Below are 25000 nucleotides of genomic sequence, written 5' to 3' on the forward strand. Positions count from 1 at the left end.
CCAAAGCAGAAACACCCCGCCGCGTGAGGGGCAGGGTGCTGAAGACTGTGGCGCGCTCGACTGGACTCGAACCAGTGACCTTTGGCTCCGGAGGCCAACGCTCTATCCACCTGAGCTACGAGCGCAAAGCTCCGGTAACCTAGCACTTCGTATGAAGGAGTTCAAGTGAACAAGAAGAAAGTCGTGAACGTCTTTATGGGCGTTTTGGCCCTGCTGCTGATCGTGGGCATGGCCTATCAGTTCACGCCCAACCTGGGCGACCTGTTTGCCCGCAAAGAGACGGGCACCCCCGCCCTGACCGTCAACGGCACCCGCGTGACCGTCGAAGAGCTGGAAAACGTGCGGCGCAGCAACCCCATTCTGAGCAGCACCGACACTGGCGTGCTGGGCGACGACTTCAAGACGTACATCGTGGCCCAGAAAATCGAGCAGGCCCTGGTCACGGGTGCGGTGAAGGACATCAAGGTCAGCCGGGGTGACGTGAACACCAAGGTCACAGAAGTCCGTGAGCAAAACGACCTGACCGACAACAAGAAGTGGACCGACGCCCTGCAAGGTGCGGGCCTGACCGACGCCACCTACCGCGAGCAGGTGCGCCAGCAGATTGCCATTGAGCGCAAGGTCGAGGAACTGAAAAAGGCCGTGCCTGCGCCCACCGACGCCGAGCTGCGCGCCTACTACGACCTGAACCCCGAGCGCTTTCAGACCGACGCCCGCATTCAGGGCCGTCAGATTGTGGTGGCTGACAAGGCCAAGGCCGCTGCCCTGCTGACCCAACTGAAGGGCGGCGCGGACTTTGCCGAACTGGCGGGCGCAAACAGCACTGAATTTAAGGACCGGGGCGGCGCCCTCGGGCCTGTTGAAAACGGCGTGCCCCGCCCCGTGGCCCAGGTGGCCCTGCCCAGCGAAGTGGGCGCGGCGGCCTTCGCCCTGACGACGGGCGGCCTGACCGATGTCGTGGAGAGCGGCGGCAAGTTCTACATCGTCAAGGTTGAGAAGTACCTGCCCCCCGCGCCGAAGCCCTTTGCCGAGGCCAAGACCGACCTGACGACCGCCGTGCAGGAGCAAAAGCAGAACGCGGCGCTGGAAGCCTGGGTCACGGCCCTGAAAAAAGACGTGAAGGTCGAGTACCAGGACATCAACTGGAAAGTCGAGAATCCCACCGTCGCCACCGTGGGCGGCCAGGACATCCCCTACTCGGAAGTGGTGGGGCAGGTCGTGAGCAACCAGCAGTTTGCGGGCCTCCTCCAGCAGGTGCCCGCCGAACAGGCCGCCGGGCTGGTCAACGGCATCCTCAAGCCCCAGGTAACGCAGCAGCTCATTCAGAGCTACGCCGCCCCCGCCCTGGCCGAGCGCCTGAAGCTGAACCTCACCGGCACCCGCCAGGAACTGGCCGCCGCGCTGGCCGCCTACGGCTCGCGCAACGTCAAGGCCAGCGACGCCGACATTGCCGCCTTCTACGCTCAGAACAAGGCGCAGTTTGAAACGCCCGGCAGCGCCAGCGTCAATGAAGCCAGCTTTAAGGACCAGGCCAAGGCTGTGGCCTTCCGGGGCAGCTTTGCGGGCGGCAACTTTACGGCCGCCGCCACCAAAGCCGGCGGCACCGTCAGCGAGCGCGGCAGCGTGACGGCCGGCAGCGGCACCCTCAGCGAGGAACTGAACGCCGCCGTCTTTACCGCCAAGACCCTGAAGGACGCAGGCGAGGGCAGCCTGACCGACGTGGTGAAGGTGGGCGAGCGCTTCTCGGTGCTGTACGTCGCCGACCTGAAGCCGGCCACCACCCAGCCGCTAAGCGCCGTGCGCGGCCAGATTGAAACCCAGGTGCTGGCCCAGAAGAAGAGTGAAGCCGGGCAGAAGTTCGTGGACGCCCAGGTGGCCACCCTGAAGCCCAAGGACAACCTCAAGACCGTGCTGGCCGCCCAGGAGAAGCGCGTGGCGGCCCAGACGCCCAAGACCCCCGCCAAGGAAGAGGGCGCTGAGAACGGCACCGGCAGCACGGGGGGCACCACCCCTGCGGAAGGCGGCGCCCCCGCAGAGGGCACCGAAGGCACCCCGGCCACGCCTGCCACAGAAGGCGCCGAAGGCACCACCGACCCGGCCACCCCCGCCGAACGCTAAAGCCTGACCTGTTCAGCCGCCCTGCCTCGTGCGGGGCGGTTTTCTGTGGCGCCCCTCTGACCGTAGGCTGGTGGCTAGACAAAGCGCGGTGTCCTCCTGGCCCGTGCTACGGGTGCTGCTCACTCACGGCACAGCCAAGGAAGACACTGTCTGCAACGCCATAGCGCAGCAGCCTGTCTATTCACCTTCTCGCTTCGCCCGGATTTCACCCCGCACACTGCTGGATTCAACCGGCGTCTGTATGAGCAGGCGCCTTTTCGGGCAAATGCTCTAGACTTGGCCGGTTATGCCGCGTGTCTTTTCAGGAATTCAGCCCACCGGTGAGCCGCACATCGGAAACTATTTCGGGGCCATGCGGAACTACGTCGCCCTGGGCGACCAGTTCGGCAAGAACTCGATTTACTGCGTGGTGGACCTGCACGCGCCCACCAACCCGGCGGCCTTTGACCCGGCCCTTCTGGCGGCGCGCACCTTCGAGATGGCGGTGGCCAACTTTGCGGCGGGACTGGACCCCGAGAAGGTCATCTTTTTTGTGCAGTCGCATGTTCCCGAACACACCGAACTGGGCTGGCTCTTTACCCTGCTGACCCCGGTGGGCGAGCTGGAGCGCATGACCCAGTACAAGGACAAGGCGCAAAAGCTGGAAAGCACCCCGGCGGGGCTCCTGATGTACCCGGTGCTTCAGGCGGCCGACATCCTGCTCTATAAGGCCGACACCGTGCCCGTGGGCGAGGACCAGGTGCAGCACATCGAGCTGACGCGCGAGATTGCCCGCAAATTTAACCACGCCTTCGGCGAGATGTTCCCCGAACCCAAAGCCGTGCTGGCCAAAGACGCCCTGCGGATTCCGGGGGTGGACGGCCAGGGCAAAATGAGCAAAAGCAAGGGTGAGGCCAGCACCCTGGGCATCCTGGAACCGCTGGAGTCGATCTGGCAGAAGCTGCGCGTGGCCCCCACCGACCCGGCGCGCGTGCGCCGCACCGACCCCGGCGACCCCGAAAAGTGCCTGGTGGGCGACTACCACAAACTGTTCAGTGACGGCGCCACACTGGCCGAGGTCTACGAGGGCTGCCGCACCGCCGGGATTGGCTGCGTGGACTGCAAGAAGAAGCTGATGACAGGCATCACCGCCCACCTGACCCCCATTCAGGAGCGCGCCGAGGCGCTGAAGGCCGACCCGGACTATGTGCGCGACGCCCTGGTGCAAGGCGCGAAAGAGGCGCGGGCCATTGCCCTGCCGGTCATAGAAGAGGCCCGCAGCAAGGTCGGTTTCCTGCGGCTGTAAAGGCAGTGACGGCGGCCCTGACCTCTTCCTCGTCCGTTCCGGCACCGCCCCCCAGCGGAGCAGGCGGGTTTACCGTCACGCTGCCGGTCTTCACGGGCACCCTGGCTGAGCTGGCAGCGGGCCTGCGGGCCGGGCGCGTGGCGCCAGGCGAGGTGCCGCTGCTGGCCCTGACGCGCGAGGTGCTGGCCTGGGCGCAGGCGGTGACGGGCGGCACCGGTCTGGCCGACGCCCACCCCGACCTGCTGCCTGGTCTGGCCGGGGTGATCGCCCTGAAAGCGCGCCTGCTGCTGCCCCAGCCCGAGCCTGACCTGCCCCCCGACAGCGAATGGGACGACGTTCCCGACGACGTGCTGGAAGGCGTCGAAGCCCTGGCCGAGCTAGACGCCCTGGTGGGGTTTCTGGCCGCCCGGCGCCGCGAACGCGAGGGCCTGATTCCGGCGCGAGCGGTGCCGGTCACCCTGCCCCGGCGCGAGCGCCCGCCCAACCCCCAGGGCAGCCTGGCCCGGCTGGTGCGCGCCGCCCGCAGCGCGGTGCGGCAGGTCGAGGTGCCGCTGCTGGCGCGCGACCGCCTGACCCTGCAAGGAGCGCTCGAAGCCCTGCGGGCATTTGGCACGCGGCTGCGGACCTTTACTTTCCGTGGGGTGCCGGCCCAGGACTGGGGCGAACGCACCACCTATTTCGCCGCGCTGCTGGAAGGCGTCAAGGAAGGCACCTTCAGCGCGCAGCAGCCCGAGACCTACGGCGAAATCACCGTGACCTCGCACCTGACCGAGGATTGAGGAGGCCCTGACGGCGCGGCCAACCTCCACAGCTGTCAAGGGACCGGTGCGGACACCCAAGACTCAGAGGGAGAACCTGGCTTCTTCTGCACAACTCAAGCGTTCTGGCCGTTAATCCAGATTTGGGCCCACCAACTGCACAAACGATTCAAGCCGATTGGACTTGCGAAGCTCCGCAGGAGCAAGAGCGGACTCACGGCGTACGTGCTCTCCGGCTCTTTGCTAGAGGGTTAACGCCCTGGGCAGCCGGCCGTCTGACCTGGCTCGTGTCACCCTGGCTTACCAGGCATCCGGGTCGGCGTCGGCTTCCTCGGTCAGCAGCCAGAGTTGGCGGCCCTGCGCGGCGGCCTCACGCTGGGCGTCCAGCAGCGCAGTTTCCAGGTCAAGGCTCAGGTGGGGGTGGTGGCTGCGAAACTGGGTATAGCTGCACAGCAGCAGGGCCAGGCGGTCTGGCAGACGCTCGGGGTCGGTCAGCACGTCGTACAGGGCGTCCCAGTTGTGACCGAAGGTGCCCGTGATAGCCAGGCCAGACATCAGGGCCAGCATCAGGCTGGGTTTGTCGTGAACCTGGCCAAAGCTCACCTCCCGCACCCCTATCTGATAGCCCGCCGCCAGGATGCGCGGCTCGTGCGGCGCGACCTGCAGGCCACTGGGCGCCTCGTTGAAGACCTGCATTACCAGCCCCCCGGAGATAGCCGCCGCTCGGACCCGTGAAACAACAGCTCAAGTCGAGCAGCACCACATAAAGAACAGCTCGTCTCGCGCGTGGCGGTTAGTCCCACGCAGCCCGCTGGCAGGCAGTAGGAACCGGCGAAATCCACATGCATCATGGGGCAATCCTCCGAAAGCTGGCGTAGTGGTCGGCGGTGTAGTAGCACTCGGCGGTGCGGGTGACAGGCTGACCGCCGCAGACAACGCGGCGCGCGCCCCGGTCCTGCTCGCCCGGCGTGGGCACGGTGTATTCGCGGTAATACGCGCCGGATTGCCGGGGCAGCAGGCGCTCGCGGTTGCCAAAGGTCACGCCGTCCCTGCTATAGGCGAAAGGACCGCCCCCGGCAATCCGGGTCAGCACCCGCTGACCTTCCGGGGGCAGGTCGGCACGCGCCACCCAGAGCAGACCGCTCTCAGGGTCGCGCCCGGTGCTGGCCGGGGCCGAGGTGCTGGGCGGCCGCTGGTCAGCCGCTGGCCCGGTCGTCTGGAGGGGCACCGGGTCACAGGCCGCCAGCAACGTGGCCAGCAGGAGAAGGGGAAGCACAGGCCTCATGCCGCTCAGTCTAGGAGGCAGCGCCACAAGCCGGGCAGAGGATGGCTTAAGCCTGGGATGACGCCGAGGCGAGCAGACCTGTAGAACTGCAACGTACAGGGGGTGGCTGTGCCTTGTTGCCAGCAGGACAATGCCAGAGGCTGTCATACGGATTCCGTCTGTTTCGTTTACAAATCGGAACAGAACCGATTTGCCAACTCCACGCCCGGAACCCGTTTGTCTCCCACTCGCTCCGCTCGGATTGAATCGTTTGCATAAACGATTCAATCGGAGTTCGTATCACTCTCAGCAATACGACTGGCTCATGGACAGCCCTCATGATGCCCTCTGAAGGCAAGGCGACCTGCTCTCGACTGTTCGGATGGAATTGGAATCCGCTTCTCGCATCAGCCCTCTTCGGCCGCGTGTACCGCTGGCGAGCCTGCGGCAAGACAGCCCTGCCTCTCCGCTGGTCCCAAAAGCGGCGATAGAGTAATTCGGCCGGACCCCCTGACCTCCTTCCCGCCTCCATAAAGCCCAACAGGCTTGAGCCCCAGATGAAAGGAGCCCCCATGAGCATCAAAGCGTTCTTGCTTCAGCAGTTCGAGACGGAACATCAGGCATTTGTGCAAGCCCTGAAAGGCATTCCAGAAGAACAGTTTTCCAGAGCTTCCCCCTGCGGCGGCCACTCAGCGGCCTGGATGGCCCTGCACATTCTCGACTGGACCCGCCTCTACCTTCCGGAAGAACAGGGCGGCGGGCCGAAGGCGACCTATGCCTACCTGGGCTGGGAGAACGAACCCTGGACGCAGGCCCTCAAGGGCGAAGCGGCCATGAGCGAGGCCACGTCGCAAGAGACGATTCTTGCCGCGCTGGAAGCTGCGCTGGCGCAGGCCCGCGAAGGCTACGCCCGCATCCCAGAGCAGGGCTTTGCGCCGGAGTACCAGATTCAGACGCCGTTCGGTGAGCGCGTCCTGAGTGACTCGCTGGCGCGGCAGTTGCGGCATATCGCTTACCACCGGGGTCAGGCCGTGCTACTGCAACGTCAGTTGTGACGGACAGCTGAACGGAGGCGCAACCGGAGGGCCGAGGTCAAAGCCATGCGCGCCGCTGAGCCAGCCTGAGCTACCTGACCTGCTTGCCCATCAGGGTTCACCGTACAGTCAGCTCTGGTGCTTCGTCCAAAAAACGCAGCCTGTCCTGTGACGGTCTGCGTTTCTTCAGTGGTCCTGTTGATGTCCAGCGGGGAACTTCAGGCCAGGTTGCCGTCTGTCATGACGCCCGCCGCGATAAGAGCCAGAATCAGCGCGCCCACAATCACGCGGTACACCGCAAACCCTTTAAAGGTGTTGGTGGAGACGAACTTCAGCAGCCAGCCAATCGCTAAGTAGGCGGTGACAAAACTGACGCCCGCCCCCAGCAGCACGTTGACCAGACCAATCTCGCCAAAAATCAGTTCACGTTCCTGAATCAGGTTCAGTAGCGCCGCGCCGCCCAGCGTAGGGACGCCCAGATAGAAGCTGAATTTGGTGGCGGTGGCGCGGTCCAGGCCCAGCACCATGCCGCCCAGAATCGAGCTGGCGCTGCGGGAGAACCCCGGCCACAGCAGGGCCAGGCATTGCAGCGCGCCGATGAGAAAGGACCGGCGCACCCCAATCTTCTCGATGGCGTCCACGCGCGGCGTCACCTTGCGGCTCTCGATCAGCCAGATCAGCACGCCGCCCACGATCAGCGCCCAGGCAACCACGCTAGGGCGGAACAGATAGGCCTTGATGGCGTCGCCGAACAGCACGCCCAGCACCACCGCCGGAATACAGGCCACCAGCACGCCCAGCCACAGGGTGCGCTGGGTCTGGTCGGTGCCGATGTGCCGCACCTTCAGAAAGTCGCGCCAGTAGTACACCAGCACGCTCAGGATGGCGCCGCCCTGAATGACCACTTCGAAAGCGTCTTTGACGTCTTTGGTCCAGGGCACGCCCATCAGGTTGCCGGTCAGAATCAGGTGCCCGGTCGAACTGATGGGCAAAAACTCGGTGATTCCCTCGACGATGCCGTAAACGATGGCGTACAACCAGTCCATAAGGGGCCAGTGTACGGCCTGATATGGACTTCGTTTCATTACGGCGCAGACGGTGCCTTTTCATCTCTGTCTCTACAACGCGGAGTCCGTCTCTGCTCTCGCTCGCCCTTCTGCGAAGCTCTCCGAGTCTGCTGTGCCCCTTTCCAAGTCCGCTCGGAGTTCATCGGGCATTCTGCTGAATTCAATCGGAGTCTGGATGGCAGGGGCTGAAGGACGTCCATCCGAAGACGCAGACTGAGCGGGTGAGGACCGAAACCTATATTCGCCGCTGGGGGCTGGAACCGGACGGCGAGCCGTTTTCCACCCCCAGCAGCGACCTGTGCCCGGTACGGTGGAAGGGGCAAGCGGCCATGCTGAAGGTGGCGAAAGGTGCCGAGGAGCAGCGCGGCAACCTCTTGATGGTGTGGCTGGCGGGACAAGGTGCGGCGCAGGTGTACCGCCACGGTGGACGCGCTGTCGTTCTGGAAAGGATAGAGGGAGATCACGACCTCACCGCGATGGTCGGGGCCGGCCAAGACGATGAGGCCAGCCGGATTCTGTGCTGGGCGGCGGCGGGGGTGCATCTGCCCCGCCCTGGCCCACCGCGCGAACTGCTGCCCCTACCTTGGTGGTTTGAAGCTCTCGCCGACGCTTCCTCTCAGGGTGGCCTGTTTGCCCAGTGCTGGGAGATTGCCCGGCAACTGCTGGATATCCCTCAAGACGTGCGCCCGCTGCACGGCGACCTGCACCACGGCAACGTGATGCACAGTCCGAGGCGCGGCTGGCTGGTCATTGACCCCAAAGGCCTGCTGGGGGAACGGGGCTACGACTTTGCCAACATACTGTGTAACCCGTCACTGGAGACGGCCGGACACCCAGGGCGACTGGAACGGCAGGCGGGCGTGATTGCGGCGGCGGCCGGCCTGGACCGCGCCCGGCTGCTGGCCTGGGTGGCCGCTTACGCCGGCTTATCTGCGGCGTGGCATCTGGAAGATGACCAGCCCACCGAAGCCGGGCAGACCTTGGACCTGGCGCAGCAGGCCCTGGCCCTCTCCCCTGCACCTTAACTTTCGGGTATACTCTCCGTTTGGGTGCCCCCGTGACCCTCCGCTGCGCGCGCTCGAGCGTCGCGCGCTGCCTGGCCTCCCCTGCGTGGCTGGCACGAGGACGGCAAACTTTTTCCCGAATCAACGCTCCGGAGTTTTCATGTCGTACATCTCCATGAAGCAGTTGCTCGAAGCCGGGGTTCACTTCGGCCACGAAACCAAACGCTGGAACCCCAAGTTCAAGCGCTTCATCTTCGCCGAGCGCAACGGCATTTTCATCATTGACCTCCAGAAGACCCTGAAGCAGGTTGACCGCTCCTTTGACTACATCAAGGAACTGGCCGAGCGCGGCGGCGTCATTCTGTTCGTGGGCACCAAGAAGCAGGCCCAGGAAATCGTGGAACTGGAAGCCCGCCGCACCGGCATGCCCTTCGTGACCAGCCGCTGGCTGGGCGGCATGCTGACCAATTTCAAGACCATGCGCACCCGCATTGACCGCCTGAATGAACTGGACGACATGTTCGAGTCGGGCCGCGTCAATGACCGTCTGAAGGCCGAGCGCATCAAGCTGGCCGCCGAGCGCGAGCGCCTGCAGCGCTTTGTGGGCGGCATCCGCAAGATGAGCCGCCTGCCCGACGCGATCTTCGTGGTGGACCCCACCAAGGAAGTCATCGCCGTGCAGGAAGCCAACAAGCTGGGGATTCCCGTGATCGCCCTGGCCGACACCGACTCTGACCCCGATGTCATTGACTACATCGTGCCCGGCAACGACGACGCCATCCGCTCCATCCAGCTGATCACCCACCGCATCGGCGACCTGCTGGTCGAGGCGCGCGGCGGCGGCGAAGACGTGGGCGCGGCCGATGGCGCCGAGCAGACCGAGGACGCCACCGACAGCATCGAGGCCTAAACAGGGCCGGCAGGGGGCTGTCCGGCGAAGGTGATTTGCCCGGACAGCCCCTTTCTCTAAGCATCCTCAACTTCATCCTTTACAGGAGGCATGACCATGCTGGAATCAATCAAGAAACTCCGTGAACTGACGGGCGCAGGCATGATGGACGTCAAAAAGGCCCTGGCCGACGCTGGCAACGACGAAGACAAGGCCATTGCGCTGCTGCGCGAGCGCGGCATTGCCAAGGCCGTCAAGAAGGGTGACCGCGAAGCCAAGGAAGGCATCGTGCGCTTCAAGGTGGACGGCAACCGCGCCGCTATCGTGGAAGTGAACAGCGAAACCGACTTTGTGGCCCGCAACAGCGACTTCCAGGCGATTGTCGAGAAGCTGGCCCAGGCCGCGCTGGACGCGAAGACCAGTGACCTCGAAGAGTTCAAGAACTTCAGCGTGGACGGCGAAACCGTCGCCACCCTGGTCGCCGCCACCGCTGGCAAGATCGGTGAAAACATCGTCCTGAACCGCGTGGCCTACCTGGAAGGCAGCACCGTGGCCGGTTACGTGCACAGCAACGGCAAGATTGGCGTGCTGGTGGACGTGGACGGCGGCACCGACGCCCAGGCCAAGGACGTGGCCCTGCACGTGGCCGCCGAGCGTCCCCAGTTCCTGACCCGCGACGAAGTGAACAGCACCGACATCGACAAAGAGCGCGAAATCCTGACCAACAAGGCGCTCAACGAGGGCAAGCCTCAGCAGATCGTCGAGAAGATCGTCGAGGGCCAGATTGGCAAGTTCTACTCCGAAAAGGTGCTGCCCGAGCAGGCCTTCGTGAAAGACAACAGCGTGACCGTCGCCAAGTACCTGGGCGGCGCCAGCGTCAAACGCTTCGTCCGCTTCGAAATCGGCGCGTAAAGCGTACCGGGGCCCCTGAAAAGGGGCTTTTTTCTGCGCGGCCCTTCCCTGTTCCTGTCGCCCCGGCAGCCGCGCCCGCTGGCTGCCGGCCTTGTTTGCCCCATTCCTGCCGAGGTGTTCATATGTTTAAGCGCGTTCTACTCAAGCTGTCGGGTGAATTCCTGGCGGGCGAATCCGGTTTTGGTATCAGCCCTGACACCACGGCGGCGCTGGCCCGGCGCATCACACAGGCGCTGGACGGCACCGGGGTCGAACTGGCGGTGGTGATTGGCGGCGGGAATTTCTGGCGCGGCGAGCGCAACGGCAAGGGCATGGACCCCGCCACAGCCGATTACATCGGGATGCTGGGCACCGTAATGAACGCGATGGCCCTGCAAGACGCCATGGAAACCGCCGGACGCCCCACCCGCGTCATGAGCGCCATTCAGATGGCGGCCGTGGCCGAGCCGTACATTCGCCGCCGCGCCATTCGGCACCTCGAAAAGGACCGAGTGGTCATCTTTGGCGGGGGCAACGGCGCGCCCTTTTTCACCACCGACACCACCAGCACCCTGCGCGCCCTGGAAATTGGCGCCCAGGTGGTGCTGATGGCCAAAAACAAGGTGGACGGGGTCTATGACAGCGACCCGCGCAAGAACCCGGGCGCGAAGTTCATCTCTCAGGCAACCCACCTGGAAGTCGTCGAGCAGCGCCTGGAAGTCATGGACGCCACCGCCCTGACGCTGTGCATGGACCGCGGCCTGCCCATCGTGGTGTTCGATCTGTTTCAGGAAGGCAACCTGCGCCGCCTGCTTCAAGGCGAGCGGGTGGGCACGCTGATTCAGAGCTGAGTCCAACTCTGATGAAACCGTTGTTACAAAAGCGGTTTCATCCAAGGGCAACAGCGGCAGACTCCAAGAGCTTCGCAGAAGAGCGAGCAGGAGGACAGCGGGGGTCAGGCGTGGGATGTGTCCATCGCTGCCCCTACAAGTTATCAACGGAGCACTCTGCCCGAGGGGCCGCGCCCGCCAGAAGCGGGCATCCTCAAGGCATCCCCAACCCCGCGCCCGCGGCCCGCGCACTGCCGCCGGCTTCCCATCCTTTACACTGGCCGCACTTCCCGGTAAGGAGACTTCACATGGCTGACATGAAAACCATTCAGGCCGACGCCCGCGAAAAGATGGGCAAGGCCATTGAATCGCTGGAAAATAACCTCTCGGTGCTGCGCACAGGCCGCGCCAACCCCGGCATCCTGAAAAAGATTGTGGTGGATTACTACGGCAGCTCTATGCCCATTGACCAGGTCGCCAGCATCACCACCCCCGACGCCCGCACGCTGGTCATCACGCCGTGGGACCGGGGCGCGCTGAACCCCATCGAAAAGGCCATCCGCGACAGCGACCTGGGCCTGAACCCCAACAACAAGGGCGATACGATTTTCATCTCGCTGCCCATGCTGACCGAGGAGCGCCGCCGCGACCTCGTGAAGAACGCCAAGAACTACGCCGAGGACGCCCGCATCGCCATTCGCAACATCCGCAAGCACACGCTGGATGAGGTGAAAAAAGTCGAGGGCATCGGTGACGACGAGATCAAGCGCGGCGAGGCCGACGTGCAGAAGATCACCGACGAGTACGTGACGCGGGTCGAGGCGACCTTCCAGAAGAAGGAGCAGGAAATCCTAGGGTGAAGGCGCCGCGCGCCGGTTGTGGGTTGTGGGTTGTCGGGTGTAGGCGCGTCCCTACAGCCCACAACCCACGTCCCACAGCCTCCCTGGAGGGGCCATGGAATCCCTGAGCAGCCGCATTCTGACCAGCGTGGTGGGCTTTGCCATCCTGAGTCTGGTGGTGTGGGTGGGCTGGGCGGCGCTGCTGCCCGGTCTGATCGTGGTGGCCATCATGGCGCTGCGCGAATACATCCGCATGCTGGACCGCAGCGACATAGACGTGCGGCGCGTGAGCCTGGGGGTGTTTGCGGCGGCGCTGCTGGTGGCCAGCCTGCCCATGTGGCCGTCCACACCCTGGCCCGGTGGCTCGTGGCGCGAGGCGGTGCTGACTGCGGCGGTGGGCTACTTTCTGGTCGTGGAGGTCATCCGGCCCGGCGAGCGGCCTCTGGAACGCATCGTGTATTCCATCTTCGGGCTGCTGTACATTCCCTGGCTGCTGGGCTACTTTCTGCTGCTGCGCTACAGCCCGGACGCCGGCGACGGCCTGCTGTATCTCGCCTTGCCCCTGCTGGCCACCTTTGCCGCCGATATCGGCGGGTATTTTGTGGGCTACTTTTTCGGGCGGCGCAAACTGGCCCCGGAAGTCAGCCCCGGCAAAACGGTGGAAGGCTCGATTGGCGGGCTCCTCTTCAGTTTTCTAATGGTGCTGGGCCTGACCACCGCCACCCACATCTGGACCCCATTTGAGGCTTTGCTGTACGCCATTCTGGTCGCCAGCGCCAGTCAGCTGGGCGACCTGGCCGAGAGCCTCCTCAAACGCTCTCTGAACACCAAGGACAGCGGTACCAGCCTGCCGGGCCACGGCGGGTTTCTGGACCGGGTGGACAGCCTGCTGTTTGCCGTTCCCGCGACGTACCTGTTTTTGAACATCAGCGTGTTTACGCGGTAAGGGGCGGCGGGGCATTGGTGATGGGTGGGAGGACAAGCAAGGCGGCGGCCAAGGCCGCCTCTTTTGTTGTTCTGCCTGCATAAAGCTTTGAAGTACGTCGGTGAGGAAGCCCAATTCCTGACCCGCACAGGGGTTGTACACAGGTGTTGGTTCTCGATTCTGGTCTCTCTCTGCGCTCACCACCTATGCCCTCGTCTCAGCTGGACGGCCGTCTGTCACGCCAACATCCCGGAGCAGCATCAAGTTGCAAACCTCATGCCTGGAAGGGATTTTGCTCCTGCCCACTCTCTCGCAAAGCTGTCCCGGTCTACGGGGCCGCTGTGCCCGTCCAATGGGACGCAACCGAGCTTGCCAACCATTGCGGCGTCCGGCCCAGTCCTGCCCAGTGCCCCATTCGTCCCTGGCCGCTTCCTCTACCATGCAGGGCAGATGAACCCTTCGGTACAGACCATTTCGGTGCTGGGCAGCACGGGCAGTATTGGCACGCAGACGCTGGACATTGCCCGCGAACGGGGCTACCGGGTCACGGCGTTGGCCGCCGGCAAGAATCTGGACCTGCTGGCGGCGCAGGTGCACGAATTTGGCCCGCAGGTGATCAGTGTGGACGGGTCGGTGTATGACCAGGCCAAAGAGCGCTTCTCGGGCGTGCAGGTGACCGCTGACCCCAGTGAGCTGGCAGCGCTGAAAACGGACGTGGTGGTCAATGCCATGAGTGGCCTGATTGGCCTGGCCCCCACCCGCGCCGCCCTGGAAGCTGGGCAGGCCGTGGCACTGGCCACCAAGGAGGCGATGGTCACGGCCGCGCACCTGATGTGGGCGGCGGCCGAGCAGGGGGGGGGGCGCGTGGTGCCGGTGGATTCTGAACACACGGGCATCTTTCAGTGCCTGACCGGCGAGGCCATAGACGACGTGGCCGAGCTGATTCTGACGGCCAGTGGCGGCCCCTTCCGAGAGGGCCCTGCCGACCTGAGCAGCGTGATCCCCGAGCAGGCGCTGAGGCACCCCTCATGGAGCATGGGCCCCAAGGTAACCATTGACAGCGCAACCCTGATGAACAAGGGGCTGGAAGTCATGGAATGCGCCTCGCTGTACGGCCTGCCCCTGTCGCAGGTGGGCGTGGTCATTCATCCCCAGAGCCTGATTCACGCGGCGGTGCGGTTCCGGGACGGCAGCCTGAAAGCGCAGTTTGGCCCCACGGACATGCGCCTGCCGATTGCCTACGCCATTGATGCCGCGCCAGGCGGGATGACCCGCCCCGGTGACGTGCACGGCGCGCGGCGTGGGCGCGAGGTTGGCCGCCACCTGGGCTGGGCCATGCGCGGCGAGTGGTCGTTCAGCGCGCCCGACCTCTCCCGCTTTCCCTGCCTGGCCCTGGCCTACCGCGCGGGCAAAGCGGGTGGCCTGCTGCCGGTGGCCCTGAACGCCGCCGACGAAGTGGCGGTGGACGCCTTCCTGGCCGGGCAACTGGACTTCCTGGGCATTGCCCGCCTCATTGAGCAGGTCCTGGACGAGACCCCGGCTGGCGCACTGACCTGGGACACCCTGGCCGAGGTGGACGCCTGGGCGCGCACACGGGCGCAGGAACTGTGCGTGGGCGGAGTGCGCGCGTGAACGTCCTGCAAGGCATCGCCGCCGCCCTGACCCCACTGGGGCTGCTCTGGACGCTGCTGATTATTAGTCTGGCGACGTTCATTCATGAACTGGCGCACTATGCCCTGGCCCGGTGGCAGGGAGTGACAGTGAACTCCTTTAGCATTGGCATGGGGCCGGTGCTGCTGCGCCGAAACTGGTACGGCACCGAATGGCGGCTGTCGCTGCTGCCCATCGGGGGCTATGTGGAAATTGACGGCATGTCTCCTGAAGAGGACGGCCAGGGCGGCCACCGCCAGCCCACGCGCGGCTTTGCGGCGCTGCCGGCCTGGGGCAAGGTGGCGGTGTTGCTGGCCGGGCCACTGGTCAACCTGCTGCTGGCCACCACGCTGATGACCGTCAACTTCAGCGCCCAGGGGGTGCCGGCCCCAGACCGCGCCCGCATTGAGGAAGTCGTGGCCGGGTCGCGCGCCCAGACCCTGGGCCTCCAGGTGGGCGACGTGATTACGGCGGCCGACGGTCAGGACATTCCAGAAACGGCGCGTCTGGGAGGCCGCGATGTGGCCGGCTGGGAGGGCGTGCGCGAGGTGCTGACGCAGCCCGGCCCCCACAGCTTTACGGTGGTGCGGGCCGGGCAGCCGCGCGAGGTGAAGTTTGACTGGACCCCCGTGGTGGGCGGCGAGCGGCAACTGCTGGGCATCCGCTACGGCCCGGACGTGCAGCCGGTGAGCGTGGGGACCGCCTTCGTCCGCTCCTGGCAGGTGACTGCAGAGGCCCTGCCGCAGGTGCTGCGCTCCTTTGCCGGGCTGTTCCAGCGCTTCTTCACCCTCGACCTGTCGCGCGACGAGAATGTCAGCGGCCCCATCGGCACCGCCGAGATTGTCAGCCGGGCGGCGGCGGTGAGCCCCTGGGCCCTGCTTCAGGTGGCTATTCTGCTGAACCTGTCACTCGCCTTTTTTAACCTGCTGCCGATTCCGGGTCTGGACGGCGGGCGCATCCTGCTCGTGCTGGTGGGGGCTGTGCGTGGCCGGCCTCTGAGCTTCAGCCAGGAACAGGCCATCAACTTCGCGGGCTTCGCCTTCGTGATGCTGCTGATGGTCTTTGTGGTGGTGCGCGACGTGACCCGGTTTTTTTAGGGTTGTAGGGGGTGGGGTGTAGGTTGTGGGAAGGGCAGCGGCGAACATTCGTTTCCGCTGCCCTTTTCCTACAGCCCCTTCAACACCTCCGCCACGCCCGTCCACCGCAGCGCCGGATACCGCCCATTGTCCAGCAGGGTCAGCTTGGCCTGACCCGTGAACATGTCGTGGAGATACTGCATGCCCTGCCAGGCAGGAAACACCTCGTCGCTGGGGGGCGTGAGGGCGCGGGTCAGGGTGGCGAGGGCATGCAGGCTGCCCGTTCCCCCGGCCCGCAGGAGGCCAAACTGGTGGCCGGTCGCGGCCGAGGCCGCCGCCTGAAGACCGCGCGCACTTTGCACGTCGCCCGCCACCCGCAGCCAGCGGGGCGCCGCAGGGTCCAGGGCCACGCGGGCGGTAAACGCGGCGGTATCGGCCACCGTCGTGAAGTCCAGCGGCTGGTCAGCGTCACCCCAGTACAGCACCCGCCGGAGCCTGGGCAGCACCACCGGGGCCTGCCCGGTCAGCAGGTCGGCGAACATGCCGTTCAGGACCGAGGTGGCCTGGATAGGCACGGCATCCAGGCGCGCCCTGAACTCGCGGCGCAGGTCAAGGTTGCGGTTGCGGCCACCTGGCCGGGTGAAATCCACCGAGAAATCCGAGGGGATGAACCGGGGCACCCCGGCCTCCACCGCCGCGTCCAGCAAGCGGGTCTGCACGTCCACGATCACGGCGCGCAGGCCTGAGAGCGCCGACACCACACAGGCCGCGCCCTCCACCGCCCGAATCAGGTCAGGCACGCGGTCGGGGTTGGCGGTGACGACCTCGGCCCCCGCTGCGCGCAGGGCGCTGACTTTTGCGGGATCGCTTTCAGGGCGGACCAGCACGCGCACGGGGGCGCCCAGGCCCAGCAGTTCCTGGGTGATAAGGCGGCCCAGTTGCCCGGTGGGGCCGGCCACGACGATGGGCGCAGAAGACATGCCGGTTATCCTCCCGGCTCAGGCGCGGCGCGACTGTACGGGGCCACACGGCCTGCTCCCACCCCGGCGGGCAGTTCTCACGGGGCACGGGGGGAGCGGCTCATACAGATGCCGCTGAATTGCAGCACAGCCGAACAGGCGCCGTCAGCGCTTCCAGATCGCGCCATCCGCAGCTGTTCCTGCTCGCTCTCCTGCGGCGCTTGTCAAGCCTGCTGCGCCGCTGTCCAAGTCCGCTCGGATTCCACTCGGCATTCTGCTCGATTCAATCGGAGTCTGTCTGACACGGACTCCGATTGAATCGTTTGCACCGCAGGCCTGCGAGGAGGCGCAAAAGCGGGCTGACGGGCGTGGAGTTGGCAACTCAGTGCCCTCCCAAGTTGTCCGCGTTCCAGCCAGCAGGCCGCCTCACTTCCTCACCAAGCCCGGCTACTCTGCTCCCACCACACGCTCGACCCGGTCGCCCAGGCCCGTCAGGACCTCATATTCCACTGTGCCGCCCCAGGCCGCCACGTCGGTCACCGTCACGTCGGCAGGCCCCCAGAGGGTGGCCCAGTCGCCCACCCGAACCGCCAGCCCCGTCACGTCCACCATCAGCTGGTCCATGCAGATGCGGCCCAATACGGGGCGCCACTGGCCGCCCAGCAGCACCTGGGCGTGCCCGGTGGCGTTCCGGGGGTAGCCGTCGGCGTAGCCCATACCGACTGTGGCCACCAGGGTGTCGCGCGCCGCCCGCCACAGACCGCTGTAACTGACCGTCTCGCCGGCGTAGGCCGTGTGCAGGTGGGTCACGCGCGCCTGTAGGGTCATCACCGGACGCAGCGGCAGGAGGCCGCGCAGGTGAGGCGGCGCAAAGCCGTAGGTCGCCAGCCCCGGCCGGGCGAGCGCCATACCGGGCAGCGCGCCAAAGCTCAGCACGCCGCCGCCGTTGGCCGCGTGGGTCAGCAGGGGTGTGGGCGTGGGGGGCAGCGCCGCCAGCACGGCCGCAAAGCGCCGCAGCTGCTCGTGGGCAAAACTGAGGTCGGGTTCGTCGGCGGTGGCGAGGTGGGTGTACGCGCCTTCCAGCAGCCCGCGCTCGGCCAGGCGGCGGCCCACGGCGGCGGCATCTTCGGGACGGGCCCCCAGGCGGTTCATGCCGGTGTCCACCTTCAGGTGCGCGCGGGCGTGGGGCGGCAGGGCGTCGGCCTCCGGCACCGACGCCACCGGCAGGCGCACGCCCAGGTCGGCCAGTGGTCCCACCTCGTGGGGCATGGGGGGGGTCAGCAGCACCACAGGCCGCCCCAGATTCAGCGCGGCCAGGGCGGCCGCCTCGCGCGGGGTGGCCACCGCCAGGCCCCACACGCCGGGGTGGGCCGCCGCCACGCGCGCCACCTCCTCCAGGCCGTGCCCGTAGGCGTTGGCCTTGACGGGCAGCAGCAGCGCCGCGCCGGCCCGCCCGGCCAGCGCCCCCAGGTTGGCGCGCAGGGCATGGGGGTTGATCACGGCGCGGGCGCGGGCAGAAAGGTCAGGCATCTGGCTCCCGATGCTAGCGCTGCGGCCAGAGGTATCCTTCACGCTAGTCATGCCCAAGCCTTTTGCACATTCCCTGGCCCGCCGCACCCTGACCCTGGCCCTGCTGGCTGCCGCCGGCCTGACCTCTGGCGCCGCCGCGCAGACCGGCGGGATTCTGCCCCTGGTGTCGGTGGGCGAAAAGTGGCCCCAGGCGCAGGAATCCTACGTCATCCGGGTGGCGGCCCAGGACGCCGGGAAATCCCTGGGCCTGGAGGTCTATTCGCCCAGTTTCAACCTGGCCGACTATGTGGATGGCCGCCGGGGCGAGGGGTACTTTGGCGACGAGCTGTACAAGAAGAACGAGCCGTTCGAAACCACCTTCACCCTGACCGGTCCAGGCGGCACCGTCACCGAGCGGCGCTACGGCCTGAACCGCGAGCACACCTGGGAAAGCCTGTTTGCGGGCGGTCTGGCGGCCGGCACCTACACCCTGAAGGTCACGAGTAAGGGCGACGGCAAGAACTCGTTTGCTCTGCGCGTGGCGGCGCCCTTTGCCCTGGAAACCAGCGACTTTAGCGTGAACGCCCGCAGCACCGACGCCGAGCCCCTGCTGGCCGCCCGCCTGAACGTCACCGCCGACTGGGTGGGCAAGACCCTGGCGCTGCAAAACTACGACGTGGACGGCCCGCAGGAGGCCGAGGTCTGGGCGGTGCAGCCGAACGGCACCCGCGTGAACCTGACCCCCAGCGACAACGGCCGCACCGCCACCGATCCTTACGTCATCACGCCGGAGCTGGTGGGCGAGTGGCGCGTGTTCATCCGTGTGCTGGGCACCACCCGGCAGTACAGCAACGCCATTCGCTTTGCCTTCCGGGTGGGTGACCAGTCGGTGCGGGCCACAGTGGGCGGCTTCACCCTGCCTGACACTGTGAAAATTACCAACCAGCTGCTGGTCGAGGTCGTGGACCCCCAGGGCCGTCCGATTCCCGGGGCCTCGTACACGCTGGTCGGCGACACGGTGGTGCGGCCGACGCTGCCGGCCGGGTACGTGCCGGTCAGCAGCGCCTTGGTGGCGGGGACCGGCAACATCGTCTCCCCGACTGAAATCCGGTATCAGCCGGGCTTTAACAAGGTGCGCTTCGTGGCCCGCGCGCCGGAAGGGCAACTCGTGGTGGACGCCGTGGCCCTGTACGGCGACCAGCGCCTGCCGCTGACCGGCGTACCGTTTGAGGTCGCGGGCCGCACCCTGTCCACGCCCGCCACCGTGCCGCTGGCGCCCGGCGACTACCCGGTGACGCCCACCGTCATTCCCGGCAGCACCGTGACCCGCCCGCTGCCTGGCCGCGTGACGGACGCCGCCGCTGGGCGCGTCACCATCGAGTACCGGGTGCGCACGGACCTGACGTTGGTCACGGCCCCTGACCTCCTGAACGCCTGCGACGTCACCCAGCTGACGGCCCTGGCCAAGACCGACTTTCCCTACCGCCTGCCGGGCCGCCTGCAACTGAATCTGCCGGGCGGCTGGACCAGCGACTACCCGCTGGAGGTGGCCGGTGAATTCAGCGGCACCCAGCCCCTGCGCCTGAAAGTTCCGGTGCGGGTCTGCCGCACTGACACCGCCCAGGCCACGCTGGACCCCGTTGGCATTAGCACCACTGGCCAGGCGCGGGTGCGCAGTCCTGGCAGCGCCAACGTCACCCGCACGGTCGAGGGCGGCGCGCGGGCCAGCTTGCAAAAAAGCGTGGAGGCCGCCGCCCAGGGTTATCTGGTCACCCTGGTGCTGACGGTGGACAGCACCCTCGACAACGTCCGCCTGGGGGACCCGCTGCCTGCGGGAGGCGCCCAGCCGGCCGTGCGCGGTCCCCTTCAGGTGCAGGGGCCCAGTCTGGCGAACGTGAACCCCCGATTTGAGGGCGACACCATCGTGCTGACCCGCGTGATTCCGGGCACCTATACCCTGACCTACACGCTGCTGAGCGACCAGCCAGCCGACCGCGTGGTGACTCCACCTGACCTGAGCTGGTAAGCCCACAAGCTGCACATCTTCATGTGTCCCATGTGCTTCTCAGGTAGCCTGCGGCCATGAAAGCCCTCTGGCCTGTCCTCCTGGGGTTCGCCCTGACTGCCTGCGGCGCCCAGGTGGCGGCGCCAGGGGTTGACCAGTTGCTGGGCGCCCCCACCGCCCTGAACGTGGGCGGGCAGGTGCTGACGGTGGGCACGGCCCCCGCCGCCAGTTCGCAGGGGTTTGGGGTGAAGGTGCGCCTGGCCTCGGCGCGCACGCCACTGCCGGCCGTGCGGCTGGACGGGGTGTTTGTGGTCAGCGGCTCGGCGCTCTGGAAGTCGCCCCTGAGCAGCGCCGGGGACGGCCAGGGCAGCGCCTGGGGGCGCAACGTCTCTGCCTGGCAACCCGGCGAACCCGTGCAGGTGGTCGTGCGCCTGAAGGACGAACGCGGGCGCGTGCTGTGGCTGCGCGGTCCACAGACACGGGTGGGCCAAGCGCCTTAGAGCTGTTCTCCGAATGCAGCGGCCAGAGGCTCTTCGCTCTGGCCGCTGCATTTTGCCTCACTTAACCCCGCTGCTCGCAGGGCAAGAGCAGCTCCTGTTCTCAAAGACGCCACCAAGCCCCACCTGCTGACCTCAAGGAAGGAGTGGGAGACTGCTCTCTGCTAGCTGTCTTTAGTGGTGTTTGAGGACTTTCCTCAAACGAAGGAAGTGGGCGGAGCGGTTCATCCGGATTCCGCCTTATTGCAGCACAGCGAAGAAAAGCACCGTCTACGCTTCCATATCGCGCAATCCGCATCTGCTCCTTCTCGCTCTCTCACGGAGCTTTTCGAGTCTGCTATCCAGCTTTCCAAGTCCGCTCAGATTTCACCCAGCATTCTGCTCGATTCAATCGGAGCCCGTATCACTCCAGCAGATGCAGTGCCCTCTTCCTTGCTGCAACAGCACACCGCCGTGAAAAGGAGGCCGCACCCGCTGCACATCAGCAAAGACTCGCGCGGCTGTGTCGTGCCACAGGCCACTCACTTCAGCGCACCAGGCTCCCCTGCTCCCCCAGACTCACCACGCCGTCGCGCACATTCAGGTGGTGATTCGCTTGGGCGGCCACGTCGCGGTCATGGGTAATCAGCACCACCGTGCGGCCTGCACTGGCCGCTTCTTGCAGCAGGGCCAGCACCCGCTCGCCAGTGCGGGTGTCGAGGTTGCCGGTGGGTTCGTCGGCCAGCAGCACGCTAGGGTTGCCGGCCAGGGCGCGGGCAATCGCCACCCGCTGCGCCTCGCCGCCCGACAGCTGCCCCGGCAGATGCGACGCGCGGCCTTCTAACCCCACCAGCGCCAGCAGTTCGCGGGCGCGGGCACGGCGCTCTTTGGGCGAGTGGCCCGCCAGGGCCAGCGGAAACTCCACGTTCTCCAGCGCACTGAGAATCCCCACGAGATTGTGGTTCTGAAACACGAAGCCGTAGTGCGCCAGCCGAAAATCGGCGCGCGCGGCCTCCCCCAGCGTGGTCAGGTTGGTGCCGCCTACCTCCACCTGCCCCGTGGTGGGGGTCTCGAAGCCCGCCAGCAAATTCAGCAACGTGCTTTTGCCGCTGCCCGACGGCCCCACCACCGCCGTGAGCCCAGGGGCAAAGGTATGGCTGAAGGGCACCAATGCCTGCACTTGGCCGTCGCCACTGGGATAGACACGCGAGAGGTTCTGCACCTTCAGGACGGGAAAATTGGCGGTCATCTCAGACCCTCCCGAGGGCTTCAGTAATGTTCAGGCGGCTGGCACTGCGCGCGGGCAACAACCCCGAGAGCAGGCCCAACAGAAACGAGATCCCCAGCGCCAGCAGCGTGAGGCGCGGGGTCAGGGCCGCTGCATCAATACCGGCGAGGTCCTGCGTGTACAGGTTGACGCCGGCGATTCCCAGCAAGCCCAGCAGCACGCCGCACACCCCACCCACCAGTGACAGCAGCAGTGATTCGGTCAGTACCAGCGCGCGCACAAACGACGGCCGGGCGCCGATGGCGCGGAGGGTGGCGAACTCGCGGGTGCGCTCGAACACGCCCATCATGACGGTGTTGGCCACCGCCAGGCCGCCCACCACCAACGCAATCAGCGAGATGCCAAAGCGCACGGCGTCACTGATCCTGAGCGCCCGCTCCACAAAACTGAGGAAATCCGATTGCGTGGCGGCCTCCAGATTCAGCCGCTCGGAGATGCGGCCGGCCACAGCGCGGGCCTCACGCGGGTTGTTCAGCTTGACGGCCACCAGCGACACGCGGTCCTGTGCACCCTCACTGGCCTGCAACGTGGTCAGCGGCAGGAAAATGAAGTTGTCCACCAGTCCAGATTCGGGGGCCAGCACGCCCACCACCTTGACGCTGGAGCGGCGGTTGAGGTTCAGACGGCTGCCCAGCCCCAGGTTGAGGTTCTTGGCCGCTTTGGCCCCCACCACCGCCGCGCCGGCCGGGTTGTCACTCGCCTGCAGCGTGCGGCCCTGCGCAACCTTCGAGTTGGGAAACACCGCGCCAATCCCGCCATTCTCGGCCGGTAGGCCGTACAGCACGGCGCTCTGAGTGGGGTCCAGGCTGCCGCGCACCGCCATGATGACTGGCGTGACTGTCTGAATGCCTAGGTCGGGGGCCAGCGCCTGCAGGTCCTGTACAGTCTTTTGCGGCAGGTTGGGGTGCATGGCCAGGCCCTGCGACAGCGGCGTCAGACTGACCTGGATGTCCGGGCCAATGCCGCCCAGTTCGGTGACAAACACCTTGCGGATGCCCTCGCCCAACGATAGAAAGATGACCATGCTGGCCACCGCCACCGTGATACCCAGGGCGGTCAGAAACGTGCGCACCCGGCGCCGGGTCAGGCCGCGCCAGGCCAGTCGCCACAGGTCAGTTGGGGTCATAGGGTGCAGGCTACGCCCCTAGAGGCGGGACAGGTGGCACTGAGGGGCCCGGTTTCAGGCGGCAGGCGCTTTTCGCAGCGGCTTACTCTAGGCTCTGCACCTCAAACCAGGCAGTCTGGGCTTGCACAGCGAACGAGGACTGAGCGAAGTCGGCCAGCGTATAGGGCGCTTCGGCCACTGGGCTCAGGTCCAGATACACGAGCGGACCACTGAACAGCAGGGCAATCCCATGACTCAGGACCACATTCGTTCCCGGTTCCTCCTGCACCCGCAGGAGGCTCACGCCCTCCAACTTTAAGGCCAGCGAACACCAACCTGAAGCGGCCTCCCGGTCCTGCACTTCTAGGACCAGCATGAGCTGTAAGAGGCTGTCCGGGTAAGTCAGTTCTGCGCGCTGGATCAGGCCGTCGTAACACCTCCAGTGGCGTTCCAACAAGGCAGAAGCGGTCTCGGGGGTCAAGCGTTGCACCGCTCAAGTCTCTCACTCTGGAGCAGGGCTCAACTGCTCTCTTGCCTCTTCGGGGGATTTCCTCACCAGCAGCCCGTAAGGTTCCCGCATGCGCCTTGCTCTCCTGGCCCTGCTGTGCGCCGCCTCGGCGAGTGCGCAGACGCTGTTGCCCCTGGATTCCCGCCCCGCCACGCGGGTGCTGCCCGCCCTGATCGCCGGACTGCGCGGCGGAACGGCCCTGGTACCCCCGGCCGCCTTGCTGGGCACCGCCACCACAGGCGCCGACCCAGCGGCCCTGACCACCTGGCTGGCGGCCCAGCCGGCCACCGGCTCCCTGGTGGTGTCGCTGGACGCCCTGGCCTACGGCGGGCTGGTCCAGTCACGCACCAGCTCCCTGAGCGCACAGGCGGCGCTAACCCGCCTGGACCCACTGCGCACCTGGACTGAGCGCACGGGCCAGCCGGTGTACGCCTTTATCACGCTGCCGCGCGAGCCGGACGCTACCAACCGCGCCCGCAATCTGGAGGTGGTGCGCGCCGTGATGGACTGGGCGCGGGAAGGCCGTTTCAAGGAACTCCACGTCACCTGGGACGACGCCCTGCCAGGCAGCCCCGCCCCGAAAGAGGGCGCCGCGCTGGCCGCCCAGGCGCCCGCCAACGTGCGCGTGTACCCCGGTGCCGACGAGGTGCTGTCCATGCTGACCGCCCACGCCCTGGCCCCTGAACCCGCGACGGTGCGCCTGGAATACAGCGACCCCAAAGCCGCCGAGGCCGTGATGAAATACGAGGGCATTCCTCTGACCCAGAGTGCCCTCAACCACGCTCAGGGCAGCGGCTTTGCGGTGGTGCCGGGTGCGGCCGACCTGACCCTCTACGTCTACAACGGCGGTGACCCACGCCGGGCGGCGCTGCGGGTCAGTGCCCTGCTGCGCGCTGGTCCGGTGGCCGTGGCGGACGTGGCACAGGTCAACTTAGGCAACACCCGCTTCTGGAGCGATCTGCGCACCCTGCGCCAGCACGCCAATCTGCGCGCGCTGGCCGCCTGGGGCACGCCCGGCAACAACCTGGGCACCGCCCTGGCCCACGCGAAGCTGAGCCTGCGCGGCGCTGACCCGCTGCGGCAAGACGCCCTGCTGGCCCGCGAGTTTGCCAACGACGTGATTTACTCGGCCCAGGTGCGTGCCCGCCTGCGCCAGCTGGTTCCCGAGGCTGAACTCAGTACCCCGCGTGGACAGGCCGCACTGCAGGAAGCGGCGCAGGGCTTCTTCCCCTTGCGCATAGGCAACACCTATACCCTCAGCGACGCCGAACTGCCGTGGGGCCGCTCGTTTGAATGGGACTTCACCTTAGACGAGAAACGGTAAGAGGCCGGCACCGAAAGCAGCGACCTCCCTCTGCGCCTGCCCTGCATGTGGAGGGGGCTTATACGGACTCCGATTGAATCGAGGATTCTGCTCGATGAAATCCGAGCGGAGCGAGAAGGAACAGATGCGGATTTCGCGATATGGAAGCGCAGACAGTGACTTGCCGGCTGTGCTGCAATTAAGCGGAATCCGTCTC

General features: G+C 66.3%; 23 protein-coding genes and 1 tRNA gene. 15 read left to right on the forward strand and 9 right to left on the reverse strand.

Annotated features, from left to right (window positions below; translation table 11 throughout):
• Positions 1-48: 48 nt before the first annotated feature.
• Positions 49-125, reverse strand: a tRNA-Arg gene (locus tag GO986_RS07430).
• Positions 126-165: 40 nt separating this feature from the next.
• Between GO986_RS07430 and GO986_RS07435 the strand changes: the two genes are divergently transcribed.
• The 3 genes from GO986_RS07435 to GO986_RS07445 all read left to right on the forward strand — a co-directional run bounded on the left by GO986_RS07435 (position 166) and on the right by GO986_RS07445 (position 4182).
• A complete protein-coding gene (locus tag GO986_RS07435) occupies positions 166-2118 on the forward strand; it encodes a peptidylprolyl isomerase (RefSeq protein WP_369409227.1) in 1953 nt (650 codons plus the stop codon).
• Positions 2119-2404: 286 nt separating this feature from the next.
• Entirely contained in the window at positions 2405-3403 is a 999-nt protein-coding gene (trpS, locus tag GO986_RS07440) for a tryptophan--tRNA ligase (RefSeq protein ID WP_157458642.1), read from the forward strand.
• A gap of 5 nt (positions 3404-3408) precedes the next feature.
• Positions 3409-4182, forward strand: coding sequence for a segregation/condensation protein A (locus GO986_RS07445; RefSeq protein WP_369409228.1), 774 nt, complete (start codon positions 3409-3411; stop codon positions 4180-4182).
• Between the two features lie 279 nt (positions 4183-4461).
• On the opposite strand, the gene GO986_RS07450 is transcribed toward GO986_RS07445, so the two are convergent.
• Both GO986_RS07450 and GO986_RS07455 read right to left on the reverse strand, forming a co-directional pair.
• Entirely contained in the window at positions 4462-4857 is a 396-nt protein-coding gene (locus GO986_RS07450; protein ID WP_157458643.1) for a barstar family protein, read from the reverse strand.
• A 151-nt stretch (positions 4858-5008) separates the two neighbouring features.
• Entirely contained in the window at positions 5009-5446 is a 438-nt protein-coding gene (locus GO986_RS07455; protein WP_157458644.1) for a guanyl-specific ribonuclease, read from the reverse strand.
• 551 nt (positions 5447-5997) lie between these two features.
• Here GO986_RS07455 and GO986_RS07460 point away from each other — a divergent pair.
• Complete coding sequence (locus GO986_RS07460) at positions 5998-6480, forward strand: DinB family protein (RefSeq protein ID WP_198170495.1); 483 nt, start codon at positions 5998-6000, stop codon at positions 6478-6480.
• 197 nt (positions 6481-6677) lie between these two features.
• Here GO986_RS07460 and GO986_RS07465 read toward each other — a convergent pair whose 3' ends face one another.
• Complete coding sequence (locus GO986_RS07465; RefSeq protein WP_157458646.1) at positions 6678-7505, reverse strand: undecaprenyl-diphosphate phosphatase; 828 nt, start codon at positions 7503-7505, stop codon at positions 6678-6680.
• A 242-nt stretch (positions 7506-7747) separates the two neighbouring features.
• Between GO986_RS07465 and GO986_RS07470 the strand changes: the two genes are divergently transcribed.
• From GO986_RS07470 to GO986_RS07505, 8 genes are all read left to right on the forward strand, one after another.
• Positions 7748-8551, forward strand: coding sequence for an aminoglycoside phosphotransferase family protein (locus GO986_RS07470; RefSeq protein ID WP_369409229.1), 804 nt, complete (start codon positions 7748-7750; stop codon positions 8549-8551).
• A gap of 139 nt (positions 8552-8690) precedes the next feature.
• The gene (gene rpsB, locus GO986_RS07475) at positions 8691-9440 is read left to right on the forward strand and encodes a 30S ribosomal protein S2 (RefSeq protein ID WP_157458648.1); all 750 of its coding nucleotides are present in this window, start codon (positions 8691-8693) and stop codon (positions 9438-9440) included.
• Positions 9441-9536: 96 nt separating this feature from the next.
• Positions 9537-10331 (forward strand): translation elongation factor Ts, encoded by a 795-nt coding sequence (tsf, locus tag GO986_RS07480; protein ID WP_157458687.1) that lies wholly within the window; start codon positions 9537-9539, stop codon positions 10329-10331.
• 122 nt (positions 10332-10453) lie between these two features.
• Positions 10454-11161, forward strand: coding sequence for a UMP kinase (gene pyrH, locus GO986_RS07485; protein WP_157458649.1), 708 nt, complete (start codon positions 10454-10456; stop codon positions 11159-11161).
• A 287-nt stretch (positions 11162-11448) separates the two neighbouring features.
• Complete coding sequence (gene frr / locus GO986_RS07490; RefSeq protein WP_157458650.1) at positions 11449-12000, forward strand: ribosome recycling factor; 552 nt, start codon at positions 11449-11451, stop codon at positions 11998-12000.
• 94 nt (positions 12001-12094) lie between these two features.
• Entirely contained in the window at positions 12095-12925 is an 831-nt protein-coding gene (locus tag GO986_RS07495) for a phosphatidate cytidylyltransferase (protein ID WP_157458651.1), read from the forward strand.
• Positions 12926-13354: 429 nt separating this feature from the next.
• Positions 13355-14536, forward strand: a complete 1182-nt coding sequence (dxr, locus tag GO986_RS07500; protein ID WP_157458652.1) for a 1-deoxy-D-xylulose-5-phosphate reductoisomerase — start codon at positions 13355-13357, stop codon at positions 14534-14536.
• On the forward strand, positions 14533-15651 hold the full coding sequence (locus tag GO986_RS07505; RefSeq protein ID WP_369409230.1) for a M50 family metallopeptidase: 1119 nt from the start codon (positions 14533-14535) through the stop codon (positions 15649-15651). The genes dxr and GO986_RS07505 overlap by 4 nt, the downstream gene beginning before the upstream one ends.
• Positions 15652-15719: 68 nt before the next feature.
• Here GO986_RS07505 and GO986_RS07510 read toward each other — a convergent pair whose 3' ends face one another.
• Complete coding sequence (locus GO986_RS07510; RefSeq protein ID WP_157458654.1) at positions 15720-16610, reverse strand: NmrA family NAD(P)-binding protein; 891 nt, start codon at positions 16608-16610, stop codon at positions 15720-15722.
• Between the two features lie 426 nt (positions 16611-17036).
• A complete protein-coding gene (gene alr, locus GO986_RS07515) occupies positions 17037-18119 on the reverse strand; it encodes an alanine racemase (RefSeq protein ID WP_157458655.1) in 1083 nt (360 codons plus the stop codon).
• A 49-nt stretch (positions 18120-18168) separates the two neighbouring features.
• Between alr and GO986_RS07520 the strand changes: the two genes are divergently transcribed.
• Both GO986_RS07520 and GO986_RS07525 read left to right on the forward strand, forming a co-directional pair.
• Positions 18169-20124 (forward strand): hypothetical protein, encoded by a 1956-nt coding sequence (locus tag GO986_RS07520; protein WP_157458656.1) that lies wholly within the window; start codon positions 18169-18171, stop codon positions 20122-20124.
• A 56-nt stretch (positions 20125-20180) separates the two neighbouring features.
• Positions 20181-20603: a hypothetical protein gene (locus GO986_RS07525; protein ID WP_157458657.1), complete on the forward strand. Its 423-nt coding sequence runs from the start codon at positions 20181-20183 to the stop codon at positions 20601-20603.
• A 523-nt stretch (positions 20604-21126) separates the two neighbouring features.
• Here GO986_RS07525 and GO986_RS07530 read toward each other — a convergent pair.
• The 3 genes from GO986_RS07530 to GO986_RS07540 form a co-directional block, all read right to left on the reverse strand.
• Entirely contained in the window at positions 21127-21828 is a 702-nt protein-coding gene (locus tag GO986_RS07530) for an ABC transporter ATP-binding protein (RefSeq protein ID WP_157458658.1), read from the reverse strand.
• A gap of 1 nt (position 21829) precedes the next feature.
• Positions 21830-22993: an ABC transporter permease gene (locus GO986_RS07535; RefSeq protein WP_157458659.1), complete on the reverse strand. Its 1164-nt coding sequence runs from the start codon at positions 22991-22993 to the stop codon at positions 21830-21832.
• Positions 22994-23075: 82 nt separating this feature from the next.
• Complete coding sequence (locus GO986_RS07540; protein ID WP_198170497.1) at positions 23076-23453, reverse strand: hypothetical protein; 378 nt, start codon at positions 23451-23453, stop codon at positions 23076-23078.
• A gap of 97 nt (positions 23454-23550) precedes the next feature.
• Here GO986_RS07540 and GO986_RS07545 point away from each other — a divergent pair, with 97 nt between their 5' ends.
• On the forward strand, positions 23551-24804 hold the full coding sequence (locus tag GO986_RS07545; RefSeq protein WP_157458661.1) for a DUF4127 family protein: 1254 nt from the start codon (positions 23551-23553) through the stop codon (positions 24802-24804).
• The last annotated feature ends 196 nt before the right edge of the window (positions 24805-25000 follow it).

Origin of the sequence: Deinococcus arboris (genome assembly GCF_009755355.1) — a bacterium.
GTDB lineage: Bacteria > Deinococcota > Deinococci > Deinococcales > Deinococcaceae > Deinococcus > Deinococcus betulae.

Coding starts and splice junctions, on each gene's coding strand:
- trpS (WP_157458642.1), top strand. CDS start 2,405: ATGCCGCGTGTCTTTTCAGGAATTCAGCCCACCGGTGAGCCGCACATC.
- GO986_RS07450 (WP_157458643.1), bottom strand. CDS start 4,857: ATGCAGGTCTTCAACGAGGCGCCCAGTGGCCTGCAGGTCGCGCCGCAC.
- GO986_RS07455 (WP_157458644.1), bottom strand. CDS start 5,446: ATGAGGCCTGTGCTTCCCCTTCTCCTGCTGGCCACGTTGCTGGCGGCC.
- GO986_RS07460 (WP_198170495.1), top strand. CDS start 5,998: ATGAGCATCAAAGCGTTCTTGCTTCAGCAGTTCGAGACGGAACATCAG.
- GO986_RS07465 (WP_157458646.1), bottom strand. CDS start 7,505: ATGGACTGGTTGTACGCCATCGTTTACGGCATCGTCGAGGGAATCACC.
- rpsB (WP_157458648.1), top strand. CDS start 8,691: ATGTCGTACATCTCCATGAAGCAGTTGCTCGAAGCCGGGGTTCACTTC.
- tsf (WP_157458687.1), top strand. CDS start 9,537: ATGCTGGAATCAATCAAGAAACTCCGTGAACTGACGGGCGCAGGCATG.
- pyrH (WP_157458649.1), top strand. CDS start 10,454: ATGTTTAAGCGCGTTCTACTCAAGCTGTCGGGTGAATTCCTGGCGGGC.
- frr (WP_157458650.1), top strand. CDS start 11,449: ATGGCTGACATGAAAACCATTCAGGCCGACGCCCGCGAAAAGATGGGC.
- GO986_RS07495 (WP_157458651.1), top strand. CDS start 12,095: ATGGAATCCCTGAGCAGCCGCATTCTGACCAGCGTGGTGGGCTTTGCC.
- dxr (WP_157458652.1), top strand. CDS start 13,355: ATGAACCCTTCGGTACAGACCATTTCGGTGCTGGGCAGCACGGGCAGT.
- GO986_RS07510 (WP_157458654.1), bottom strand. CDS start 16,610: ATGTCTTCTGCGCCCATCGTCGTGGCCGGCCCCACCGGGCAACTGGGC.
- alr (WP_157458655.1), bottom strand. CDS start 18,119: ATGCCTGACCTTTCTGCCCGCGCCCGCGCCGTGATCAACCCCCATGCC.
- GO986_RS07520 (WP_157458656.1), top strand. CDS start 18,169: ATGCCCAAGCCTTTTGCACATTCCCTGGCCCGCCGCACCCTGACCCTG.
- GO986_RS07525 (WP_157458657.1), top strand. CDS start 20,181: ATGAAAGCCCTCTGGCCTGTCCTCCTGGGGTTCGCCCTGACTGCCTGC.
- GO986_RS07530 (WP_157458658.1), bottom strand. CDS start 21,828: ATGACCGCCAATTTTCCCGTCCTGAAGGTGCAGAACCTCTCGCGTGTC.
- GO986_RS07535 (WP_157458659.1), bottom strand. CDS start 22,993: ATGACCCCAACTGACCTGTGGCGACTGGCCTGGCGCGGCCTGACCCGG.
- GO986_RS07545 (WP_157458661.1), top strand. CDS start 23,551: ATGCGCCTTGCTCTCCTGGCCCTGCTGTGCGCCGCCTCGGCGAGTGCG.